The organism is Curvibacter sp. APW13, assembly GCF_032337135.1.
Lineage (GTDB): Bacteria > Pseudomonadota > Gammaproteobacteria > Burkholderiales > Burkholderiaceae_C > Allorhodoferax.
In genome coordinates this window covers 273,552-293,368 of the sequence record NZ_JAVXZZ010000004.1, presented here as the reverse complement: position 1 = coordinate 293,368, position 19,817 = coordinate 273,552, and the positions used below count along the sequence as shown (strand labels likewise).

Below are 19,817 nucleotides of genomic sequence, written 5' to 3'. Positions count from 1 at the left end.
ACGAATGCGGTCAAAATGACGGCGCTGGTAACAACCCGAGATGTAAGAAAAGCAACTGCGGACTCCAACTGACATTCCAATAGAAAGAGTCGCCCGCGAGCCTGCCGACAAATTTCAAGATGAGCCCCCAGGCAAGCCAATTCACTGGGAGAAGTGTCGGGTGGCTTCCCAAATGATGCAGTACTCCAGGGACAAGTTGGGTGTGATGAACCTGCACGATTGGTTCCCGTATTCATGGAAAGATCCCCGTGGCTGGCTTGGTCAGTAACTCCAAGTTGGCATGCGGTAGGCGCTGTAAAGCAAAGCTTTCTTGGCTGCTGATCGCATATGGATGAGTCGGTTCCAATTGCAACGAGATCGAAATTTCATTGCTTAAATCTCGGATGCCCGAGAGTGTCCGCAGGCTTCGAGTGACCGCTTGCTTCTGGAATTCCCAGCGCAAAATGCCCGTCAAATAGATACGGCCGCTGACCACACTAACCTGAACATTGGCATTTGGAATGTGTCTTAGCCATGCCAATGCATGGCTAACGGACTGTGCAATTTCCGAATCGGTTCTGCTGCTTGCCTCGGTCAGACAAACCTCAATTTCATTTTGAACGATTGCCACGCCGAAAGCGCGCCCCGCTGTTTCGCCTGCTAACCACTTTTGATCGTAGTCATCTACATTTCCATTCAGCGTGACAACGCCCTTGTCTTGCCCGGTGACGACCGACAAGTTGCGAATGTGAACGCATGGATTCCAAGCAATTTCCTCAAGCACATTGCTCCGAATTTGAGAGTCAGTTGTCATGGAATTTCCTCACGTAGCCATGCATGCAATTCTGCGCAAAACAATTGCAGAAAACAGTTCGCTTCCGTACAGACTCCGCATCTGCGATTTGCGAATATCGCCGCTCAGAATGAGATTCCTGTCAGGCTATAGACCAAAAGAGGACATTGAATTGAAGCGAACTATTCCACCAGAAGCAATCCAAGAACTGGCTATGTTGAGATTCGAGCGGAATGTATGTAGCGGCGGAAATGCTCAGAAAAAAAATCCCGCAATGGGGGTTGTCGCGACCTCTAAAGCACCTCTCCGTCCCATATTGCATCTTCGGCGCCCCAATGAGCAGAGCGACGATAGTGCGCCGCCTCATATTCCGAATGAGAAGCCATGATTGCGCCAATTTCTATTCAACCTAGTGTCGTACAGGGGGGGCCATGCCACTGACTAATGGTGTAGTGAACGAAACCTATCGCAATGATTGGCAAGGCAAGGACGGTAGAAGTGACCAAGTCCAAGTTGAACTATCTGCTGACGCGACAGATGCATGCGACTATTCCGAAATAGAAAATTTGTTGACCGCAGTCTGCGATCGACTGAATCTGATTTCCGAGGATCTACCTGAGGAGGTACATTCTCTTCGGCAGAGTGTGGTTCAGTGCGCAAGAGCATTGGAGCATGTCCAGAACGGGATTAGCAGGGAGATCGCAAAAGCAGAGCTTGCCCAGCAAGAGTTGCTTGATACTCGTTTCTCCTTGGGGCGAGTTCGTGAAAGCTTGGTGGCTTTACGTGGTGGTGAGCGGCGCGCTCATCATCGTGCGACACATGACAGCCTAACCCTGTTACCAAATCGAGAGCTGTTTCGAAGTCGTCTTTTGCAAGCGGTGAATCGGGCAAAGTCAAATGGTCTACAACTGGCGGTTCTCTTCTTGGATCTTGATGGGTTCAAACAGGTGAATGACACACATGGTCACGCAGCCGGAGACCAACTTCTTCGCGTTGTCGCTGCGCGTCTTAATCACTCGGTTCGGATTGAAGATGTGGTCAGTCGGTTTGGGGGAGACGAGTTTGCATGCATGCTCACTGGCTTTGGAAGCGATGCAGACCTCCACCAATTGGCAGCTAAGCTGTACGAAGACGTATCTGGAATCTGTAAGGTTGGTGACGAAGAAGTCATGGTTACACCGAGTATCGGAATCGCGCTATGGCCCATGGACGGCGACACGGCGGAACGCTTAATAGGTAGTGCTGATGCCGCGATGTACCGCGCTAAGCGAACAAGGACGGGTTTCGCATTTTGCGAGCCGGGCGTGGGGCTCAGCAATTAGCTGCACATCTTTCTATGGAAATTTGTGATTTTTGCTTTTGGAAGGTTGCACAGAATAGGCCACTGATCTATTAAATAGCCATCCCCAGGCAGGCGTCTTGACAATCACTCCTCCAACTACAGCGGCACTCAGTACCAAGGTCCATGGGCGTCGTTGAGCGATTGGGCTAAGTTTTAAATGTGCGGCGTTATTTGCGATGCAGACAGCATCACGTATTGGTTGTGATGACATCCACAGTTGTAGAACTGATTTTAGGCAGTGTGGTACAGGCAATAACAATAGTAAATCCACCCATGAAGGAGGTGCTAGCGATCGCAAACCGGTATCTGATTCGCGCTGGCCAGATGACTTCTCAGGCATTAGAAACGTTTGGCGAATTTCTTCCCGAGAACGCTCTAGGTGTTCTATTGCATTTGACCGTTCCAGGTTCATGAGTGGGTGCTCTCGGATAGAACCTGCATATCAGCGCGTACCTGCTTCAACAAACGTTCCATTGAGCCTGGTGTTGGTAATTTCTTCATTGCATCCCAGGAAAAATATGCAAGCCCAAACGGGGCTAAACCGATCATCAGCATGATGCAAAGAGTGCGGAATTCCAGTCCGTAATGACTTATCGAGATGAGGCATGCAACTCCAAGCAACACACTGCCGGAACCAAGACTAAAAATGAACACTGAGTACAACCAGACCAGGCGTTGCCAATGATCAGTTTGAATATCCCACTCCTCTTGAAGTAAAAGCGAATATCCTTCGATATGTTTCAAAAGCAAATTTGGGCGCTGAATCGCCATATTCAAGAGTGGTGGGGTCATGACGCTGAGTCAGATGCGTGCACGACTAAATAGGCTAATGATGCTCACAATAGCCGCTCCTGCTGCTGCTGCCAATAGAACAGACTTAATGGGCTCTCGCTTTATGTAGGCGACTGTCGCGTCGTTTGCGATGCGAACCTTCGCGAGAAGCTGTTCTGACTTGTCACGCGCAGTTTGAAGGCCGTGTTGGAGGTCCATTTCGGCATGCTCAACCACTTGGGTTACAAGCGGCTTTGCATTAGCGCCAATGCCGTCATTCAGGCTCGAGGGGGGGAAGGATGTCATGCGAAGCTCCAAGTTCTATTTTTTGTCAATTTGATTGCCGATCACTGCACCCACGGCAGCACCGCCGGCAGTTCCGAGTGGGCTTCCGCCAGAGATAATGGCTCCACCAACGGCCCCGGCACCCGCGCCGATAGCCGTATTTTTCTCTCGTTCAGTCATGCCGGCGCAAGCGCTTAGACTTAAGAAAACGGTTGCCAAAGCAGCACGGTATAGCCAAAGATTGGGTATTCTCATTTGTTACTCACTTTTCAGTAAAGTTTTGCGGTCGACTGCTTGTGCAGCAGTATGAAACAACGCGGGGAGTTGGCTATTTGCCGTATTGCAGCTTTGCGTCAGCAACACACTTGTCCTTGGCCGCACCAGACTGGCTGTCGCATTTTTCGGTAGCGAGCTTGTATTGAGCGCTTGCTTTGTCGTCTGTAGCCTCTTTTCGAGCGTCAGAGATTTTTTCTTTTGAAGTGGATTTGGCGTCGCTTGTTTTTTCTGCCGCTTTCGCATCTGCAATAGCAGTAATCTCTTTTGCTTTCGCTTCTTTCACACAAACATCTTTGGCGTTACCTGCCGAGTCGTCGCATCGCTCTTTCTCGACGGCATACTCTGCTTCGGCTTTCGCAACTCGTGCCTTGTAAGTGGTCTTAGCGCTTGGCGAATACCGAGCTTCTAAATCGGCCTTTGCAATTTTCTCTTTGGCCTTTGCCTCCTCGATACATACATCTTTTGCATTACTTGCCATCGATTCGCAGGCTGACTTCTCTGTCTTATATGTCGTGGATATGCTTTCCTTCGCAGTCTTGTATTGCGCCTTTGAAAGCTCATCAGCAGATGCTTGCGTGGCGAATGCCATGCCGATCGCCAGGGCGACGATATGAAGTTGAAGGTTGTTCATGGTCTGTCCTTAGGTGTTGTGAGTTCTCTAAGATTAAGCAGACCAGCTTGCGGCGTCTGTTCGATGCCGTACGCACTAGCTAAATTTTCAGAAGCGAAGAAAATAGCTTGGAATCGTTGCCTCTGATGACGTCGTAGCACGAGCAGCTTTCACGAATCAACGCTGGACGGTCTAGTGGATAAATCAGGCCCCCTCTCAGTGCGATGGCATTAACGTCGACGAGGTGTGCTGCGCACTCTTTGAGTTCAGTGTTCGAAATCCTATGCACGTTTTTCATCGTTCGCATGGGGATCGATGGGCTAGAAATTTCTGCCTCATCTTGGCGCAGCAATATTTCGCGACTAAGTCGCTGTAGCGCGCTATGGTGTGTATTGCAAAGAGCTGTCAGTGCAATGAAATCTGTCATAAATTCATTGCACATCATTAGCGCCTGGAAGACGCGGATCTCGGCCAATGCCAGACTTTGAAGTGCAGATCCTTGCGCTCGCCAGACCGCCCCCGACTGAACCACCACACAGTGGGGTATTACTTTTGAGACAGTACTCTTTTCGTAATCTTCAACGCTGGGTTCGCAGTCAAACAGAAGCTGCAGACCGGCAGCCCCTGATTTCCCTACTACAGCCAATTCGGTAGTCGGGCTGTTCAGTGCCTCAACTTGCAGCGAAAGACGAGCTGACTCTGGAAAATAAATGCTTGTTGAATTGGTTTGCGAAAGCTCAAGCACCATCCCTTGCTTCACTTCCACGCATTCAAGTAAAGGCAGTGTCGTGTCGTGAAAAACTATATGAAGAATGTCGAGCAGCTGATTTCCGTATCGCATATTTGGCACCGTGTTAGCTCACGCCTTCCGGCGACGTTTGCGAATCCATCCTAGACACCAGCAAGTGTAGTTCCAATTCCCATTCGTGAGTACGTTGGCGTACATATCATCCAAACGACTAAACTAGCTAAGCTGACCGAACAGTCCACTTGGCAGTGTGGCTCGTACACTTATCTCGTTTCGACATCATTAGGGAAATTCTGCTGGCCGGACTCGGTCGACTTCACTCCTGCTAAAGCTCCATATATTGAACGGTTTATGTGAATCTTCTTCAAAACGGACTAGTCAAAGAACTCTTGCCTCAAAGCCAGGCTCTTCTATGTTCGTGTTGCACAGAAGTCCACCTTGCAGCAGGGGCGATCCTCTCCACTCCCGAAGTGGATTCATCCAAAGTTTATTTTTTGTGTGGAGCAACCGTAGCACTGATAGTCAGAGACCCTGTTCAGTTCGGTTCGCCAGGCTTGGCGGTTGGCTTAATCGGGCATGAAGGGGCTGCGTGTTTGCAGAAAGCGCTTGGCCTAGGCTCTGGAGTGCTCAGCCAGCAAGTTCAGACAAGTGGATCTGCTTGGGCAATGGACGGAAAGGCACTTGCCAAAGCGACAAGGAATGATGTCCACATGCTTCTTACCTTCGGGCGCTATTTGTGGAGGGTTTCACAGGAGGTTGCGAATATGGCGGCCTTCTCGCAAAGGCAGGAAGTACATCAACGATTAGCAGCCTGGATTGTCCTTAGTGCTGTGCGCAGCGGCACCGTCGAGTTGAACCTCACGCATGCACATTTGGCCGATATGCTGGGAGTTCGTCGTGCCAGCATCACTGATGCTGCGCTGTTTCTGAAAGATCTTGCGCTTATCGATTACCAAAGAGGACAAATTCAAATCTTGAGTCTTGAAGGCTTGAAAGCGGCAACTCAATAGAGTCTTCTATTGCGCATAAGTGTTTCCTGTTGTGTTGCACTGCAGTCAATCGAGCAATTTCGATGGTGACTCGAGTGCCGGTTATCGCAAGCCCTGCAAAGGACTACCGGCCAATCGCCACATATTCGATATCCAAGGAACGTACCATTTTGGGATCGTAGAGGTTGCGACCATCGAAGATCATCGGGTGTTTGAGTGCAGTTCGAATGGCCTCGAAATCTGGGCTTTTGAATTCCTTCCAATCTGTAACGATTACCAGTGCGTCTGCATTTTTCAATGCATCCATCGCGTTGTTGGCCATTTGAACCGTTTCCATATCCGAATAACATCGCCTGGCTTCAATCATCGCAACTGGGTCGTATGCAGTGACAGTCGCACCGGCTATCGTCAGGTCATCAATCACATCCAAGCTAGTTGCTTGTCTCATGTCATCAGTGTTCGCCTTGAATGCAAGACCCCATATCGCAAAGTGCCGCCCAGTTAAGTCATCGCCGAATCGTTTCTTGATTTTTCGCCCTAACACATGCTTTTGATGGTCATTTGCGTCTTCAACTGCCGCTAACACTTTTAGGTGAATACCGTCGAACTTGCTCGCTGTATGCAGTAACGCCCTTACATCTTTGGGAAAGCAGGATCCGCCGTAACCGGCGCCAGCATACAAAAAGTCAAAACCTATACGTGAGTCACTGCCAATACCTTTGCGGACTTCTTCAATATCAGCGCCAACGCACTCCGCAAGGTTCGCCAATTCGTTCATAAAGCTAATGCGTGTAGCAAGCATTGCATTCGCGGCATATTTGGTGAGCTCAGCGCTCTTTACATCCATCACAATCAGTCGATCATGATGTCTTTGAAATGGTGCATACAGAGCACGCATAGTGGTGGTTGCATTCATATCGTCCGAGCCAATCACGATGCGACCAGGGCGCATGAAGTCGTCAATGGCAGCTCCTTCTTTCAAAAACTCCGGGTTAGAGACCACACTAAACTGGATTTCTTGAACTCTCTGCGATAAAGCATTGACAACGGTGGAACGAACAGCGTCAGCCGTTCCGACTGGCACTGTGCTTTTATTCACAATAATCTTGTAGTCAGTCATTGAGGCGCCGATTCCTTTGGCGACCTCAATCACATATTTCATATCTGCTGAACCATCTTCGCCGGGTGGGGTACCAACAGCAATGAACTGAACAGTTCCAAAGTTTGCAGCAAAATGAACGTCAGTGGTGAAACGCAGTCGGCCGGCCTTAACGTTGCGGGCTATTACCTCCTCTAAACCGGGCTCATAGATGGGGATATTTCCTTCTTGCAATGCAATGATCTTCGATGCATTGCTATCCATGCATAAGACATCATTGCCGACATCTGCGAGGCACGCAGCGGTCACAAGGCCAACATAGCCACTACCATGAACAGAAACTTTCAACGTCGGACTCCGTTTGCTTTTACTTGCTTCAATGGGTCTCGTGGGTACCGCAGGCATAGCGAAAGGAACCGCCCAATATCGATGGTGTAACGACGCATCAGTCGGCGAGGTTCGTGCCCTAGGCGGAATAGCCACTCTAAGTGCAGAGCTCTCATCCAAACAGGAGCACGTACAACGGTACCACTGAGGAAATCCAGTAACGCACCAACCCCGATGACAAGTGGTGCATTTAAATTTGGTGCATTCGCCTTGATCCACTCCTCTTGGCGAGGATTCCCCAAGGCGACTAGAACAACATCGGCGCCACTCGAATTTATTCTGGTCTGCAGTAATACCGGATCGATTCTTGAAAATCCATCTTGTATGCCGACCACTTGGTGGCCAAATTTTGCTTCGATGAATTTTCCTGCGCGCTCTGCAATCTCGGGCATTCCGCCCACTAAATAGACTTTTTGTTGTGTCGCCAGTTGTGTAAACAAAAAAGGGAGGAAATCCGTGCCGTTCAGGTTCTCCTCAAATCGGTGGCCGACAACCATCATTGCGGCAATATCGACACCAATACCGTCATTAACCAGTACAACGTTCTCGCCACTCAACCAAGTTCGCAGGTGCTGGCATTGCATGACACAATTTGCATTTGCAAAAACAAGTACGGTTTTGATATGCCCAACTAGGCGTTCTTGAAGCAATGCGCTCAACGCAGCTGAGTTGGTTGAACGGATAGAATATCCGGCAAGCGATATGTTTGCCGTTGGAGTGAGAAGAGCCATAAATTGCCTGCATCGGGTGGATGCAGGCAATTTAGAAAATTCCGTAGTTTGGGACTGTGCGGTGACATACAGATTAGTCCATTCGGCTAAGACCTATCATCTTTTCAGTCCAGCCGAGAGCCGTAAAGTCAGATCAAACCTTCAGATAGGCCGCGAACACACAAGCCCCTGGAACTGGCCGTCCTCTCGCAGCCCGGCTGTTTGTCCTGCATCTATTCGCGCCCCCTTACTTCGCGAAATGCATCATGCACCCCTGGCAACAACTTGATCACCACTCGATGCAGCGCAACGTAAATTGCGGCTCCAAATGTGATCCATGCGCCTAGTTTTGCTATCTGCGATGTACCAGGATCTGCCACGTGGATCTGAATGGATGGCAGGAATAGCCAAAGGAGTGCCACCATGCAGAACGCCCCAATCAGTGGTGCAAGCATGCAATAAACGAGTTCTGAAAGCCGAAGACTTAAGTACGTGTTGCAAGTTCTCTGATTCCATGGCCACACTGAAAATGTCGCCAAAGCGAAACCTGCTGCCATCCATGCAAGTCCAAATTGGGAGCCAGCCCACCCAAAGATGATGGAGAGAAGAATTTGACTCAACGATCGCTTTAACGGCGCGCTTCGCACATTAATTGCATATAGCAAGTAGTCGTTGACTTGATTCACAACAAGTAGCAAATACAAAGCTGATAGCAGGACGACGATTGATGCTGCGGGCAACCACGCATCACCAAACAACACGTGGATTGTTGGCTCAATGAGGACGCTTAACCCAAGCAACATGGGCAGCATTAAGAAGAACGAAGTACCCAATATTCGAAGGTAAGCTTTCTTTAATGCTTCTGCGTCAGTATGGGCTGTCGCGAAGGCCGAAATTGACAGTCGAAGTACTGCTGCGCCGAAAGCGAGATAGACTGACGATGTCAGCCGTTTTGCGAAGCTGTAGAAGCCTGTAGCTTGAGCCCCAAGCAATACGCTTACCAAGACGGTATCGCCTTGACTAGATAAGAATCCCATGAATCCTGTGGCACTGACCCGATAGATGTCTGGTGAAAATCTCCTCCAGTTCTTCTTTCCCTTGAGAAGATTCGGTGTCCAATGCGACTGAGCAATAAGCAATATCAGTGCAACACAACTGGAGGCTACCTGTTGTGCGACCAGCGACATAACTCCTCCAACTTCAAGAGCATACGCAATTCCGACAATTCCGCCTGTTGTCACTGCGATTACGGATCGAATGGCCAGTGAACGAAAGGCCAACTTTCGTATTAAGCGCGCTTCAAACGCAGCGCTTGCACCATAGGCCAAAACCACCAACGCCATCCAAGGCAAAATATCGCGAAGCTCTGATATATCGAACCAATCTGAAGCCCATGGAGTCACTCCAATCATGATGGCTGCCATCAGGGTTGCGGCCAACATGCATATTCCAAGTCCCCAGGAGTAGAGCTCATCTGTAGCTTCATTTGTCCGAGATATCGGAAGAACAATGGCATCAAGCACTGATTGGCGGAAGAAGGTGACAAGAACATGGAGCACCGCGATAACGCCAAAGTCGCGTGGAGATATCAGCCGTGCCAGTATCAGAAAGACCAAAAGCGAAAGAAATTGCTGTGCCAGGTTATCAATGATTGACCACAGTGCATTACGCTCTGTGTTGATGTTCACTGGATATCCCATACTGGCTGCTTAACTAATTTTGGTGTCGGTATAGAGCGTGGGCTGCAAAATTCGATTTGCGACTTCGGACCAAGTAAGGACAGAGCGCGAACGTAGATGGGGGCTCGCAATTGCCTGTTTTATGGCTCGCTCAATTGACGAGGGATTCCCCGCGTTGTAGCCGAAGCGTCCTTTATGTGAACCAACAACTTCGAATGGACATACTGTTGGTAGTCCGAAGTAATCGTATTGCAGCATTTTCAGTGAACTATCAGCTAAATATGCCGGCAAAACCAGTGCCTGGTAAGGCGCGATTCCGATGTCGGCATGCTTGATGTACTGAATGGTTTTTGAGTACTGCATCCGCGGATAGAAAATTACATTTTTACTGGCGATCCCCACCCCATCGTGCCCACTTCCAATGACATGAAATGTCATGTTCGGAAATGCCTTACCTGCAACTGTGAAGAAACTGGGGTCAAACAACATTGATCCGACTGACACAGCATGCAGCGAATCTTTTGGGCCTTCCGCATACGGGGAAGGGTCACCCAAGTCATCAAGTCGCTCTTCCACGCCATGTGGAACAACAAACACATTGTTTGCGTTGGCAAGACCATTAAGTGAGTGATGCCCCCATCTTGTAGCCATGCTTTTTGAAACCAAAGCCACTACATCAAATTCGGGGATTAGTTCTTCCAACTTGCGCTGGACATAGACAGAGGCGCCGATTTCTCGTAATCCGTCATTGCCTTTGTAGATTAAGCGTGCCTGAGGATTGATGCGGGCTATTCGACGGAGAAGTATGGGAGCAATTCCACTTTCAAAGATGACAACATCGGCCTGTGCAGCCCATTCATCTAATACGGCACAAGACCATCGCTCATATATCCAGAAAAGAGCCCTCTCGATCGGCCATAACCAGCGCTGCTTAAATGCAATTGGATGAAATGGAGTCTTCCAGAGGAAGCACTGAACTCCACCATGCAATTCGACTTTATTGGTTTGTTTCTCTAGTGGCACGCGTGCATCGTTCTTGTACTTACTCGCCGGGCTATACCGCATGGAGAAAAAATTGACAGCCCCATGCGATAGCAATTCATTCGCAACAAAATGAATGCTCGCCCTGTTTGGAGTCCGATAGTCGTGGTGTGCAGAGACTATGAGCGTATTCATCAAAACTCCCGATAAACCCGGTCCATCAGAGCCGAGAGGTAATTGTGGCCAGCGCGTAGCGCTGGAAGGGGATTGGCCTAGTGAAAACGGTCTTGTGTGGCCAGTTTGTCTGTAACTACAGCCACGACCGCCAGTAAATTGCCCTGCGGTTTCGCCGCAAGCGGCTCACAAAATTCGATTTCAAAGATGCGCACTACCGGCGCCAGACATGAAGCCCTGGCAGAAAGAATCCCGGTCCATTAGGCACGTGAGGATGTCAAACTATCCACTTAAGTGTTCGGGCATGGAAACGCCACTGATTGAGAAGAAAACGGCGGGTTATCCTTTGCATGGGTATCTCTACGTACGCAGAGAGCACCATCGGTAATGCAACTGCAAGAACCCCAATTGGCACCCACAAAGGCTCATAATGGTGAAGATCCAAACCCAATAGTCGACCGCCTGCATATAAGACCAGCATGTGGGTCAGATAGATTGAAAAGCTGGCTTGCCCTATGCGGCGCATCAAGTTCGACCCCAGCAACCATCCAGTCACAGTGCTCGGAAACGAAAGCAAATAGATAGCTACAGCCATACTCAGGCCGACCTCAGTTGCTAAATACAGCTGCGGTTGGGTCGAATACAAAAAAATGGGCAGCACCAACAGTACAACTGCACACATCTGCAAACCAATCAGTTTTTTCCCCTGAACGAAGTTGGATACGCGACCCCGAGGCGCCATACCAGCTGCACAACCAGCCAGAAACAAATGTGCTTTAGAAGGCAAACTCAAACCAGCCCACAGTGAGTGAGTCAGTAACAACGTTGAGCAGACCACAATCAGCACTAACACGGTGAAGGTGCGATCGTCAACTCTGCGTGAGGCAATGCTGTTCAGTGACCACCACAAGTACAAAAAGAATATGTAGAACTGTACTTCTGGTGAGATGGACCAAAAAACGAAGCTGCTTCCACCGAAAAGCAGGTGACGACCAATCAACTGCCAACCCTCCAGTTGCAGAGGAAAGTCTGGCTGCCCAAGCAATGGTGTCAAAGCGGCGCAAACCAAAATCGTGAGCCAATAAATTGGAGCAATTCGCGCAAACCTGGCAATGGCGAATTCCCCGGCTGCCTCCGTGCTCCAGGATTTGTGCCCGTACAAATAGCCCATAAGGAATCCACTCAACACGAAAAATAGCGCTACCCCGGTTGCTCCTACGGTGTCAACTTTGAATGTCTCAGGAACATGTGCGACAACAACCATGAGGCAGGCCAATGCCCGGATTCCATTCAGGTTGGGAAGTTCGCCAACGGATGTTTGAGATACACCTGTTCCAGCTGAAGATTGGAGAGATGGGGCGTCGTCGCTCACTGCACACGTCCTACCAAGAATGGTTGGAGCACAGACATCTGTCCTGTTGTTGAAGGTTCAATGCGGGCCGGGCCATTGGTTACATCGAATTTGCTGGTGCTGGGCTGGATACTGAATGGGTAATCTCCCCACCATGCGCCTGCTGACCAATAGGTCCAGCCCAACCAGACATCTGCTTGCTGGGATTCTTCCAAGATGACCTTTAATGCCTGCAGACAATCAGGTGTATTTGCAACGCCAAATTCGCCAAGAAATAATTTGACTTTGTGTTCTCGTGCCCAAGTGCTTACGCGCAACATTACCGAACGAAGTCGCTCTGAGTCGACACAATGTGAGGTGGTGCCTGAGTAATCTTTGTCCGCATACTGATGCAGTTCGATTGCGAAATGATTTAGTGGGTCTTTGAATACAGCAAATGCCTGTGCTGCCGAGGTTCCATCAAACATCTTTTCAAATTCATGCGCACCGCTCCAGCGTGGACTGGCGACAAGTAGTAAGTTCTTAGCACCAGCTTGACGAAGTGCCAATACGGTTGTCTGCGCTGCGGACATCCATTGCGTACTACGTATTGCAGCGGGTTCGTTCATTAAGCCGAGCGCGACCCACTGTGGATCAGGAAATTCTTTCTGTAGTCTTCTCCAAACGTCCACAAAAGCATCGACAATTAACTCCGGGGAGCCTAATTTTTTACCGTTGAATCCACCGTAGTTGTGCAAATCCAGTAGAACACACAGATTCAACTCCTTGCCCCAATTCACTACTTGTCGAAGCTGATCCAACTCTCGTCTATCCAATGAACCGAATGGTGTGTGTTGGACACGCTCCCATAGAAACGGCAGGCGGATGACGCCCATACCAGCTTCGCGGAAATGGTGCATAGTATTGCGACTTGGATAGGTGTAGTCCTTAAACATCACGCCAGGTCTTTGCTTACCAAATTCAGCGCCAGATAGGTTTACCCCCCGCAATGGACTGCTCTCACAGTCAGCGAATGCGACACAAGTGAATGACAACGCTGCAAGCGCAACAACGTATGACGCGAAAGAGGAATACGTTAGCTTTGTTCGTAGCGAAAAGAGTTGCTGCAAATTCATGAGGTCCCCAGTATTTGGTTGTATTGCTGCGTATAGAGTTGCGCGACACCTGCCCACGCATAGACACCTGATGCTTTGCACGCACTAGCGCGTGGATTTTTTTTATCAGCGGTATTGGTGCTGAATTGAATAGCGTTGCGTTGATGAAACTGGTAGATCTGCTGTGCCTGAAATGTGGCGGATGTTGAGGTAAGCACCAGTCCACTCTGTGATGTTTCCACTAGTTTGCGAAATGGTGGGATATCACTAAGAAGTGGCAGTAATCCAGCACTCATGGCCTCGATGGGCGCGATTCCAAAGCCCTCGTGATGAGACTGGCAGATGAAATAGCTGCATTCAGCCATGTGACTGCGTAATGTCTGATTACTTGGGTTCGTAACGATTGTTAAGGCATTGTCGACACCTCTAAGGCGCGCTTGCGTACGAAGCCTCATCGCATTCAAGTCGTATTCACGACCTGCAATGGTGAGATGCCACGGAACTTCTGGGAACTGCGATCTCAGTGCTGCTAGTACATCTAGCGTTTCCAGTATCCCCTTGTTGACCGACCAACGGCCGAAGTACAGCATCCTTGGCAAAAGCGCTTTAGAGCTTGAGTCGTGGAATTTTTCGACATCAACCCCGTTTTCAATGACACAAATAGTTTTGGGAGCTACCACCCTAGAAAACACGCGGCCATCGCTCTGGCTTGTGCATACGACTCGTTGATATGCCAACGCGGAGAGGCGAGTTATTCCCTTGAAGTAAATTTGTTTCAAACGGGGTGCAAAGTTGCTATGAAAGAATCCACCATGCGTGGACGCAAGCATGGGCTTTCGGTGTAAGAAGTGGGTTAGCGCAAGATAGTCGAAGAAGAAATCGATTCCATGAACATGAATCAGATCTGCTGAATGAAGCTCGCGCAATACCTGGGGACAAAGCGGGTAGCGTTCAGAGCCAGCAAATCCCAACCGCCGAACGGAAACTCCATCGATAAGCTCGGTGGGTGAAAGCCGATGGGCAGACTCCCGAAAGACACGGTTGAGGGTAACAATTCGTGGCGCGTAATTGGAGTCATGGACTTGGTGATGTGCCAAATTGCGAACGACTTCTTCCATGCCTCCAACGGACGGAAGATACTGACGTACGACATGCAGAACTTTCATGGCGGTCGCATGCGATACCCGGCATCTGTTGAGCCTGCGCTTATATAGCCCGGTTGAAAAAATGCACTCTTCGGGTTCTGGTTTGCTATGCCATCCAATCGTGAGCGATCTGATTCGGCAGATTGAGCGTTTCTTTCCCCCACACTAAGAACTCCAAATAGGAACCAGAGAATCCCAGCCGTCTTTAGTGCAAATATTGATGTGCCACTGATAGCAAGATTGGAAAATATGTAGAGAACGACAAATGCTCGGAACCACTGACCACGCGTGTCTGCCATGGGTACCAAGAAAAGTCCGAATGTGAGCAGCATGCAGACAGGAATGCCAAAACGTGAAATCACATAAGCAAAACCCATATCGCCGAACCCCGGAAGGGGGCCTCGCAGGCCTAACGACATCAGTGCGTCAAAGTGGAGGAGCGCAGTACCGCTTTGCCTGACTCGCCCCAAAATGTCATCGCTCACTGCCGATGTTTGCAAAGTGATTAACAAGACGCACGCCAAGATCATGACTGGAGATACTGGTGCCAATCGGCGCACCACCGCCAATGGAAGAATGCGTGCAATGAAAAAGACAAGGCCCATGACCAGCCCGAACCTTGAGTCCGCCAGAACGATCAACAAAGCAGCGCTCAGCAAGAACACCGGATACTGAAGCATCTCTTTTCGTGGCTTTGTCAGCCCCCAAGCCAACAAGATCACGCCGAGATTGCCTAGGGAAACCGGCTCCATCATGGTTGACGATGTCCGATGTACACCTAACACCATCGGCAAGAGTGTTCTGCCGATTCCCTCCGGGCGAAAGCCATTCAGGGTGAGCGTCTGTCCGCCGTACATGGCTGCACTCTCTCGGATTCCTCCGATGTTTCCGTAGAAGGAAAGTGGATTAAAGATTCTTCCGTAGATGTCCAGAAAAGCTGCTTCAAAAATGGCAACTGCCACAACAATAAGAACAATGAGCGTTAGAACACGATCCGCAAATTTGACAGATCCGTTTTGCATGCCCAAGCCGATAAATAGGAGCGGAATCAGCATGTCTCGCATGCTCTTTGGGTCTATGTTTTGACGAATTAACCAAGTGAAAACGATCCAGGTCAAGACCCAGGCAGTCACAGCAACAGTGACTAGAGGAATGCGCCTCATCTGCAAACCAAGACAAACGACGTAAATCAGCACTTCGACAAGTGCAACTTGTGCGGTGCCTATTCGTACCCCTCGGGCATTCAGAAAACTCAGAACCGTCAGGTAGGCTATGCAACATACAAGCAAAGCCCCAGTCAGCCTAGTAAACTGTGTGAAATTTAGCGGGGGGAAAACAAGCGGAGCAGCACGTGGCAGTCGCGAGCCTTGGTACATGTCCCTAGTTGTTGTGGGCCCCATGATCTACACACCGGCGAGCTGACGCCGGGCATCCTTAGGCATTGCATAGAGCATTTGTTGAACAAAATTCTGCTGCCGCTCAAATGCCCGGGGAGTATTGCTATCGATGCTGGAAATCCGGAACAACAACCCATCTGTGGTGAAGCCTGAAAGGCCATGACGTATCTCAACCAACTTCCGTTGCGCACTGCCCAAGACGACTTCATCGCCGACCATCGCCCAATAACTCACGGGCTCAACTCGTGAGGCACTAAGTCTCGTTTGCAACTGTCGAACCGGAATAGTCCCCATGGGCGTACTAAATACCGAGGTCGTATTCGTGAGCACCTCAAATCCTTGTGCGGGATAACAAATCTCTGGATGGTGCAATTGCAGGTTACCCCGTTGCGTCTTCCCGTAAACAACTGACAGCATGATGCGATAGCCTTGTTGATTGACGTATGTACGAGATAGCGTCTGACTGTAGGTCCGTTCAATTGTTTGTTGCTGCTGTGGGTCAATGACCTGTGCCGTCGCATCAGGAAGAAGCGTCCACCCATGAATGTTGGTTGGAATGAGCTCTGCAAGGATCACTTCTGGCCGTCTATCAGAAATATTCAAGCGCGGTTGTAGTAACAATGCAATCAAGGCAGCAAGTGCAATGAAGAGAAATATGTACCAATCAACAACTTTCGTTGGAACAATGCGCAGTCCGATACCGCTCGTACTTTTCATGGTGTGACCGATCTGTTTGAGGGAGCAACAATTGCATTTGTGCCGGGTCTTTCATCTTGTAGTGCATTGACTGCAGAATGTTTCGAACCTTTTGTGCGTGATTGCATTGCATGCAGGGCAGTGTCCGCAACGATGATGAGAATCAGCGCGCTCATAAAAAGCACCATCCCAGCGAAGCCATGCAAAAATCCCTGACCGGCTGCATCGCCAAAGTGGTAGGTAATCAAACTAAGTGTGACCACCCGTATGACATTGGCCGAGAAGGAAATAGGGACGATGAGCAGAGCTAACCCAATGTTTCGAAACAGTGAGTCACGCCGCACAAGATTGAGATAAAGCAGCCCCAAGGCTTCGAGCGTAAGCAAGGTATGCAAGCCGGCGCAAGCATCCGCGACAAGCAGTTTGTAGTGCCCAATTTGGAGAATGATCCCGCTACGTCCTATGGGATATCCTGCCCAGTAAAGAACTTCCTCCGCCACATATGAAACGACCATCTTCATTGGCATGGTGACGGTGTCTACCACCGCGGCTGGCAGTGGAATCATGAAAAGCATGAAGAACAACGGAAACCATTGAACCTTTAATGCTCTGGTGCCGTATTGCAAAAGTAGCAGTGCTGCGATAACCCAGACACTGGAGCCGACTTCAAGAAACAATACATCTTGAGATCGACCAATTGCATACATGGACAATCCAAGCAAAAGCACTGGCCATCCCCATGCTGCCGATTTTTTGTCGGCTACCATGTGCTTCATGTTGAGCCAATTGCGTGCCATTAGCCAGAGCGAAAGAGTTAGCACGACGGGCCCCTGCATCTGGGCTTCAGTGCTCCACACGCCAATGAACAGATCAATCAATGTCGGCAAATACAGAAGACACAAGCTTGCCAGCAACATTAAGTTCACTGGCACAACGCTTCGCGCGCCAGTCTTAAGTGTGCGATGGTGCTGAGCCATGCTCCGACGAACACTGGAATGATGAACAGCGGAGGGTTCGTGCAGCCGATCTATTTGCAGTTCACGCATCGTTTAGCACCGCGCCCAACAATAGAACTCCTTGATCCTGCAGACGCTGAGATAGCAAGGCGGCATCGGACAACTGACTTTTGTCTTTTCTTGTGACCATCATTGCGGCCCCAGCCCTCGCAGCGATGATCTCCGCATCAGAATACTTGGTTCCACTAGGTGTATCGATCAATATGACATCGAAGTTTTGTGATGCTTCAAACAGAAGTTGTGCAAAGCTAACCCTGCCCAGAAGTTCTTGTGGATTGGGCGGTTGTGCACCTGCTGGAAGAACTACCAAGCGTGCTAGCCCTGGGACAGCCTGTGCAGCTTCAATGGTTGTGCGACCTGCCAGAATGCCCGACAAACCCACGCCGCCACGTAGTTTGAACAATGCGCCTTGACCGTTAGCTGGGTCACTGCGCATGTCCGCATCAATCAGCAAAGTACGTTCACCTTGTTGAGCAAAAACGATTGCCAGATTCGCGGCAATAAAGCTTCGCCCTTCACCGGTACCAGGACTGACAAGCGCCAGCAGTTTATTGTGCGGATCGGCATTAAACCAACGCAGCATTAGCTGACTCCGCAAGGCACGAAGGTTTTCGCCGACCCTGCTGAATGGCTGGTATGCGGCAATGAGTGCAGGACTTAGATCGCTTTCTTTATCACTCAAATAGGCATAGTCAAACTGTAAAGAAAGCGCGTAGTCGACGTCAGCGCGTGTCAACACCTTGAGAGCAATGGCGATTTCCCCAAACGGTTTTTTGCTGACTTTTTGCTGATGCAAAATGCGCAAGGCGTCCTGAGTACTCAACCGGCCTGTGGACACAAGAATGTCACCCATAGAGCGGGCGGATCCTCGTGGTAGTTCATGCCTTTCGCCGTCTAAATGCATCAATGCTGGCACGGTCATCTTTGCCCCTTGTTTGTGGAGTAACCAATTCGCGAAGATGTACTTACGACGGCACCTAACAGGGGGAGTCCCAGGCTACCGAAAATGTCCTGGCGTGAACGAATTCTGCTGTGTGTAAGCTCCAATACGAGAGCAACCGAAACTCCCAGCAGAAGTCCGAGAAACACTGATATCAGTGTGTTGATAAGGACTCGGGGTTTGGATGGTTCAATAGGTGCAACTGCCGGGTTGAGTACAGAGATATTTGTTTGATTGGCCTGACTCTCTATGCTGGCTTGGGCAGCTCGGCCGCTCAGTACTTCAAAGCTGCGCTGCGCTGACTCGATGTCGCGACGCAAGACGTTAAGTTCACCACGTTGTTTGTTGAGAACCAGAACTCGCGCTTTTTGTGCTGATATGGCACCCTGCAACTGTCCCTCCCGAGCCCGACTGACTGCATAGGATGTCTCAATGGAACTGTTCACCTTGCGCGTTTCCGCTTCAATTTGAACTCTTAGTGCGGCAAGTTCAGATTCCGCGCGAAGCGTTTGGGGGTGATTGCGCCCTAGGTTGACATTGTTCTCAGCAAGTTTGGATTCCAGCCGCGCTACATCAACTTTGAGGCCATTGATGACGGGGTTTTGCATGACATCTGAAAGCGTTTCGGTACGGGCACTGCCGCGTTTGCTTTGGCTTTCCGTTGTTTGTCCTTGGACGCTGGTGAGTTGGCTGGATGTCTCACTGAGTTTTGCGGTTTCAAAGTCCATTCGCTCATCAGAAGACGTTATCCCGTTCTCCTGCTGATATTCGGAAAGTGCGCGTTGAGCGCTGTCTATTTTTTCTCTGGCAGCTTGCGTTTGCGCATCAAAGAATGCGGCGTACTGCCGCGCGGGTGCTTGGCGCAAATCCAGATTTACGTCTGTATATGCTTTCGCAAATGCGTTGGCAACCGCAGCAGCAAAATCCGGGTCGGGACTGGTATACGTGATGTTGATCACGTTGCTCTCTCGCGATGGCTTTACGTCGAGCTTCTGCTGCAAAAGATTAGCAAGCCAATCGTCAAGTTGCCCTTTTCCATTGGTATCTGCCAGCCATAGTTCCCGTACTGTGGGGCCTTGGTCAAGACGCAGTTGTTGAACTACTGCCTTTGCTACGCGATCACTGTTGATGACGTCGATTTGTGTAGCCATGTAACCCGGTGACATCATTCCTTGCAGCATGATGCCGCTCACGGGGTCCGGGGACTTGACTTCTAGAATCAAGGCAGCGCTGGCTGTATATTGCTTTTCCATGAAAATGCTAATGCCAAGTACGGTTGATACCGTAAGCACAAATAGCAGTAGCGCAACCCTATAGCGTGCCCGCATGATGAGGAGAAATTGATAGATGCTCAT

Annotated in this window: 20 protein-coding genes; 2 read left to right on the top strand and 18 right to left on the bottom strand. The window is 49.8% G+C overall.

Going from position 1 to position 19,817, the window contains the following annotated elements:
* Positions 1-232: 232 nt before the first annotated feature.
* The gene (locus RQP54_RS17175) at positions 233-793 is read right to left on the bottom strand and encodes a BON domain-containing protein (RefSeq protein WP_315679657.1); all 561 of its coding nucleotides are present in this window, start codon (positions 791-793) and stop codon (positions 233-235) included.
* A 431-nt stretch (positions 794-1,224) separates the two neighbouring features.
* Here RQP54_RS17175 and RQP54_RS17170 point away from each other — a divergent pair, with 431 nt between their 5' ends.
* Entirely contained in the window at positions 1,225-2,094 is an 870-nt protein-coding gene (locus RQP54_RS17170; protein WP_315679656.1) for a GGDEF domain-containing protein, read from the top strand.
* Between the two features lie 428 nt (positions 2,095-2,522).
* Here RQP54_RS17170 and RQP54_RS17165 read toward each other — a convergent pair whose 3' ends face one another.
* From RQP54_RS17165 to RQP54_RS17145, 5 genes are all read right to left on the bottom strand, one after another.
* Complete coding sequence (locus RQP54_RS17165; RefSeq protein WP_315679655.1) at positions 2,523-2,906, bottom strand: hypothetical protein; 384 nt, start codon at positions 2,904-2,906, stop codon at positions 2,523-2,525.
* Between the two features lie 9 nt (positions 2,907-2,915).
* A complete protein-coding gene (locus RQP54_RS17160) occupies positions 2,916-3,191 on the bottom strand; it encodes a hypothetical protein (protein WP_315679654.1) in 276 nt (91 codons plus the stop codon).
* Positions 3,192-3,206: 15 nt separating this feature from the next.
* Positions 3,207-3,425, bottom strand: a complete 219-nt coding sequence (locus RQP54_RS17155) for a glycine zipper 2TM domain-containing protein (RefSeq protein WP_315679653.1) — start codon at positions 3,423-3,425, stop codon at positions 3,207-3,209.
* 73 nt (positions 3,426-3,498) lie between these two features.
* Complete coding sequence (locus RQP54_RS17150; RefSeq protein ID WP_315679652.1) at positions 3,499-4,077, bottom strand: hypothetical protein; 579 nt, start codon at positions 4,075-4,077, stop codon at positions 3,499-3,501.
* A gap of 79 nt (positions 4,078-4,156) precedes the next feature.
* Entirely contained in the window at positions 4,157-4,822 is a 666-nt protein-coding gene (locus RQP54_RS17145) for a hypothetical protein (protein WP_315679651.1), read from the bottom strand.
* A 452-nt stretch (positions 4,823-5,274) separates the two neighbouring features.
* Here RQP54_RS17145 and RQP54_RS17140 point away from each other — a divergent pair, with 452 nt between their 5' ends.
* Complete coding sequence (locus RQP54_RS17140; RefSeq protein ID WP_315679650.1) at positions 5,275-5,814, top strand: helix-turn-helix domain-containing protein; 540 nt, start codon at positions 5,275-5,277, stop codon at positions 5,812-5,814.
* 103 nt (positions 5,815-5,917) lie between these two features.
* On the opposite strand, the gene RQP54_RS17135 is transcribed toward RQP54_RS17140, so the two are convergent.
* From RQP54_RS17135 to epsF, 12 genes are all read right to left on the bottom strand, one after another.
* On the bottom strand, positions 5,918-7,240 hold the full coding sequence (locus tag RQP54_RS17135) for a UDP-glucose/GDP-mannose dehydrogenase family protein (RefSeq protein ID WP_315679649.1): 1,323 nt from the start codon (positions 7,238-7,240) through the stop codon (positions 5,918-5,920).
* Positions 7,237-8,010, bottom strand: a complete 774-nt coding sequence (locus tag RQP54_RS17130; protein ID WP_315679648.1) for a WecB/TagA/CpsF family glycosyltransferase — start codon at positions 8,008-8,010, stop codon at positions 7,237-7,239. The genes RQP54_RS17135 and RQP54_RS17130 overlap by 4 nt, the downstream gene beginning before the upstream one ends.
* A 212-nt stretch (positions 8,011-8,222) precedes the next feature.
* A complete protein-coding gene (locus RQP54_RS17125) occupies positions 8,223-9,677 on the bottom strand; it encodes an oligosaccharide flippase family protein (RefSeq protein ID WP_315679647.1) in 1,455 nt (484 codons plus the stop codon).
* A gap of 21 nt (positions 9,678-9,698) precedes the next feature.
* Positions 9,699-10,844: a hypothetical protein gene (locus RQP54_RS17120; RefSeq protein ID WP_315679646.1), complete on the bottom strand. Its 1,146-nt coding sequence runs from the start codon at positions 10,842-10,844 to the stop codon at positions 9,699-9,701.
* Between the two features lie 256 nt (positions 10,845-11,100).
* A complete protein-coding gene (locus tag RQP54_RS17115) occupies positions 11,101-12,195 on the bottom strand; it encodes an acyltransferase (RefSeq protein ID WP_315679645.1) in 1,095 nt (364 codons plus the stop codon).
* The gene (locus RQP54_RS17110; RefSeq protein WP_315679644.1) at positions 12,192-13,289 is read right to left on the bottom strand and encodes a glycoside hydrolase family 5 protein; all 1,098 of its coding nucleotides are present in this window, start codon (positions 13,287-13,289) and stop codon (positions 12,192-12,194) included. Before RQP54_RS17110 ends, RQP54_RS17115 begins: the two co-directional genes overlap by 4 nt.
* A complete protein-coding gene (locus RQP54_RS17105) occupies positions 13,286-14,434 on the bottom strand; it encodes a glycosyltransferase family 4 protein (protein WP_315679643.1) in 1,149 nt (382 codons plus the stop codon). Before RQP54_RS17105 ends, RQP54_RS17110 begins: the two co-directional genes overlap by 4 nt.
* Entirely contained in the window at positions 14,431-15,468 is a 1,038-nt protein-coding gene (locus RQP54_RS17100) for a polysaccharide polymerase (RefSeq protein ID WP_315679642.1), read from the bottom strand. The genes RQP54_RS17105 and RQP54_RS17100 overlap by 4 nt, the downstream gene beginning before the upstream one ends.
* A 348-nt stretch (positions 15,469-15,816) precedes the next feature.
* Positions 15,817-16,527 (bottom strand): exosortase-associated protein EpsI, B-type, encoded by a 711-nt coding sequence (gene epsI, locus RQP54_RS17095; protein ID WP_315679641.1) that lies wholly within the window; start codon positions 16,525-16,527, stop codon positions 15,817-15,819.
* Complete coding sequence (gene xrtB / locus RQP54_RS17090) at positions 16,524-17,552, bottom strand: exosortase B (protein ID WP_315679640.1); 1,029 nt, start codon at positions 17,550-17,552, stop codon at positions 16,524-16,526. Before xrtB ends, epsI begins: the two co-directional genes overlap by 4 nt.
* On the bottom strand, positions 17,545-18,375 hold the full coding sequence (gene epsG / locus RQP54_RS17085) for a chain length determinant protein tyrosine kinase EpsG (RefSeq protein WP_315679639.1): 831 nt from the start codon (positions 18,373-18,375) through the stop codon (positions 17,545-17,547). The genes xrtB and epsG overlap by 8 nt, the downstream gene beginning before the upstream one ends.
* Positions 18,376-18,440: 65 nt before the next feature.
* The gene (gene epsF, locus RQP54_RS17080) at positions 18,441-19,817 is read right to left on the bottom strand and encodes a chain length determinant protein EpsF (RefSeq protein WP_315679638.1); all 1,377 of its coding nucleotides are present in this window, start codon (positions 19,815-19,817) and stop codon (positions 18,441-18,443) included.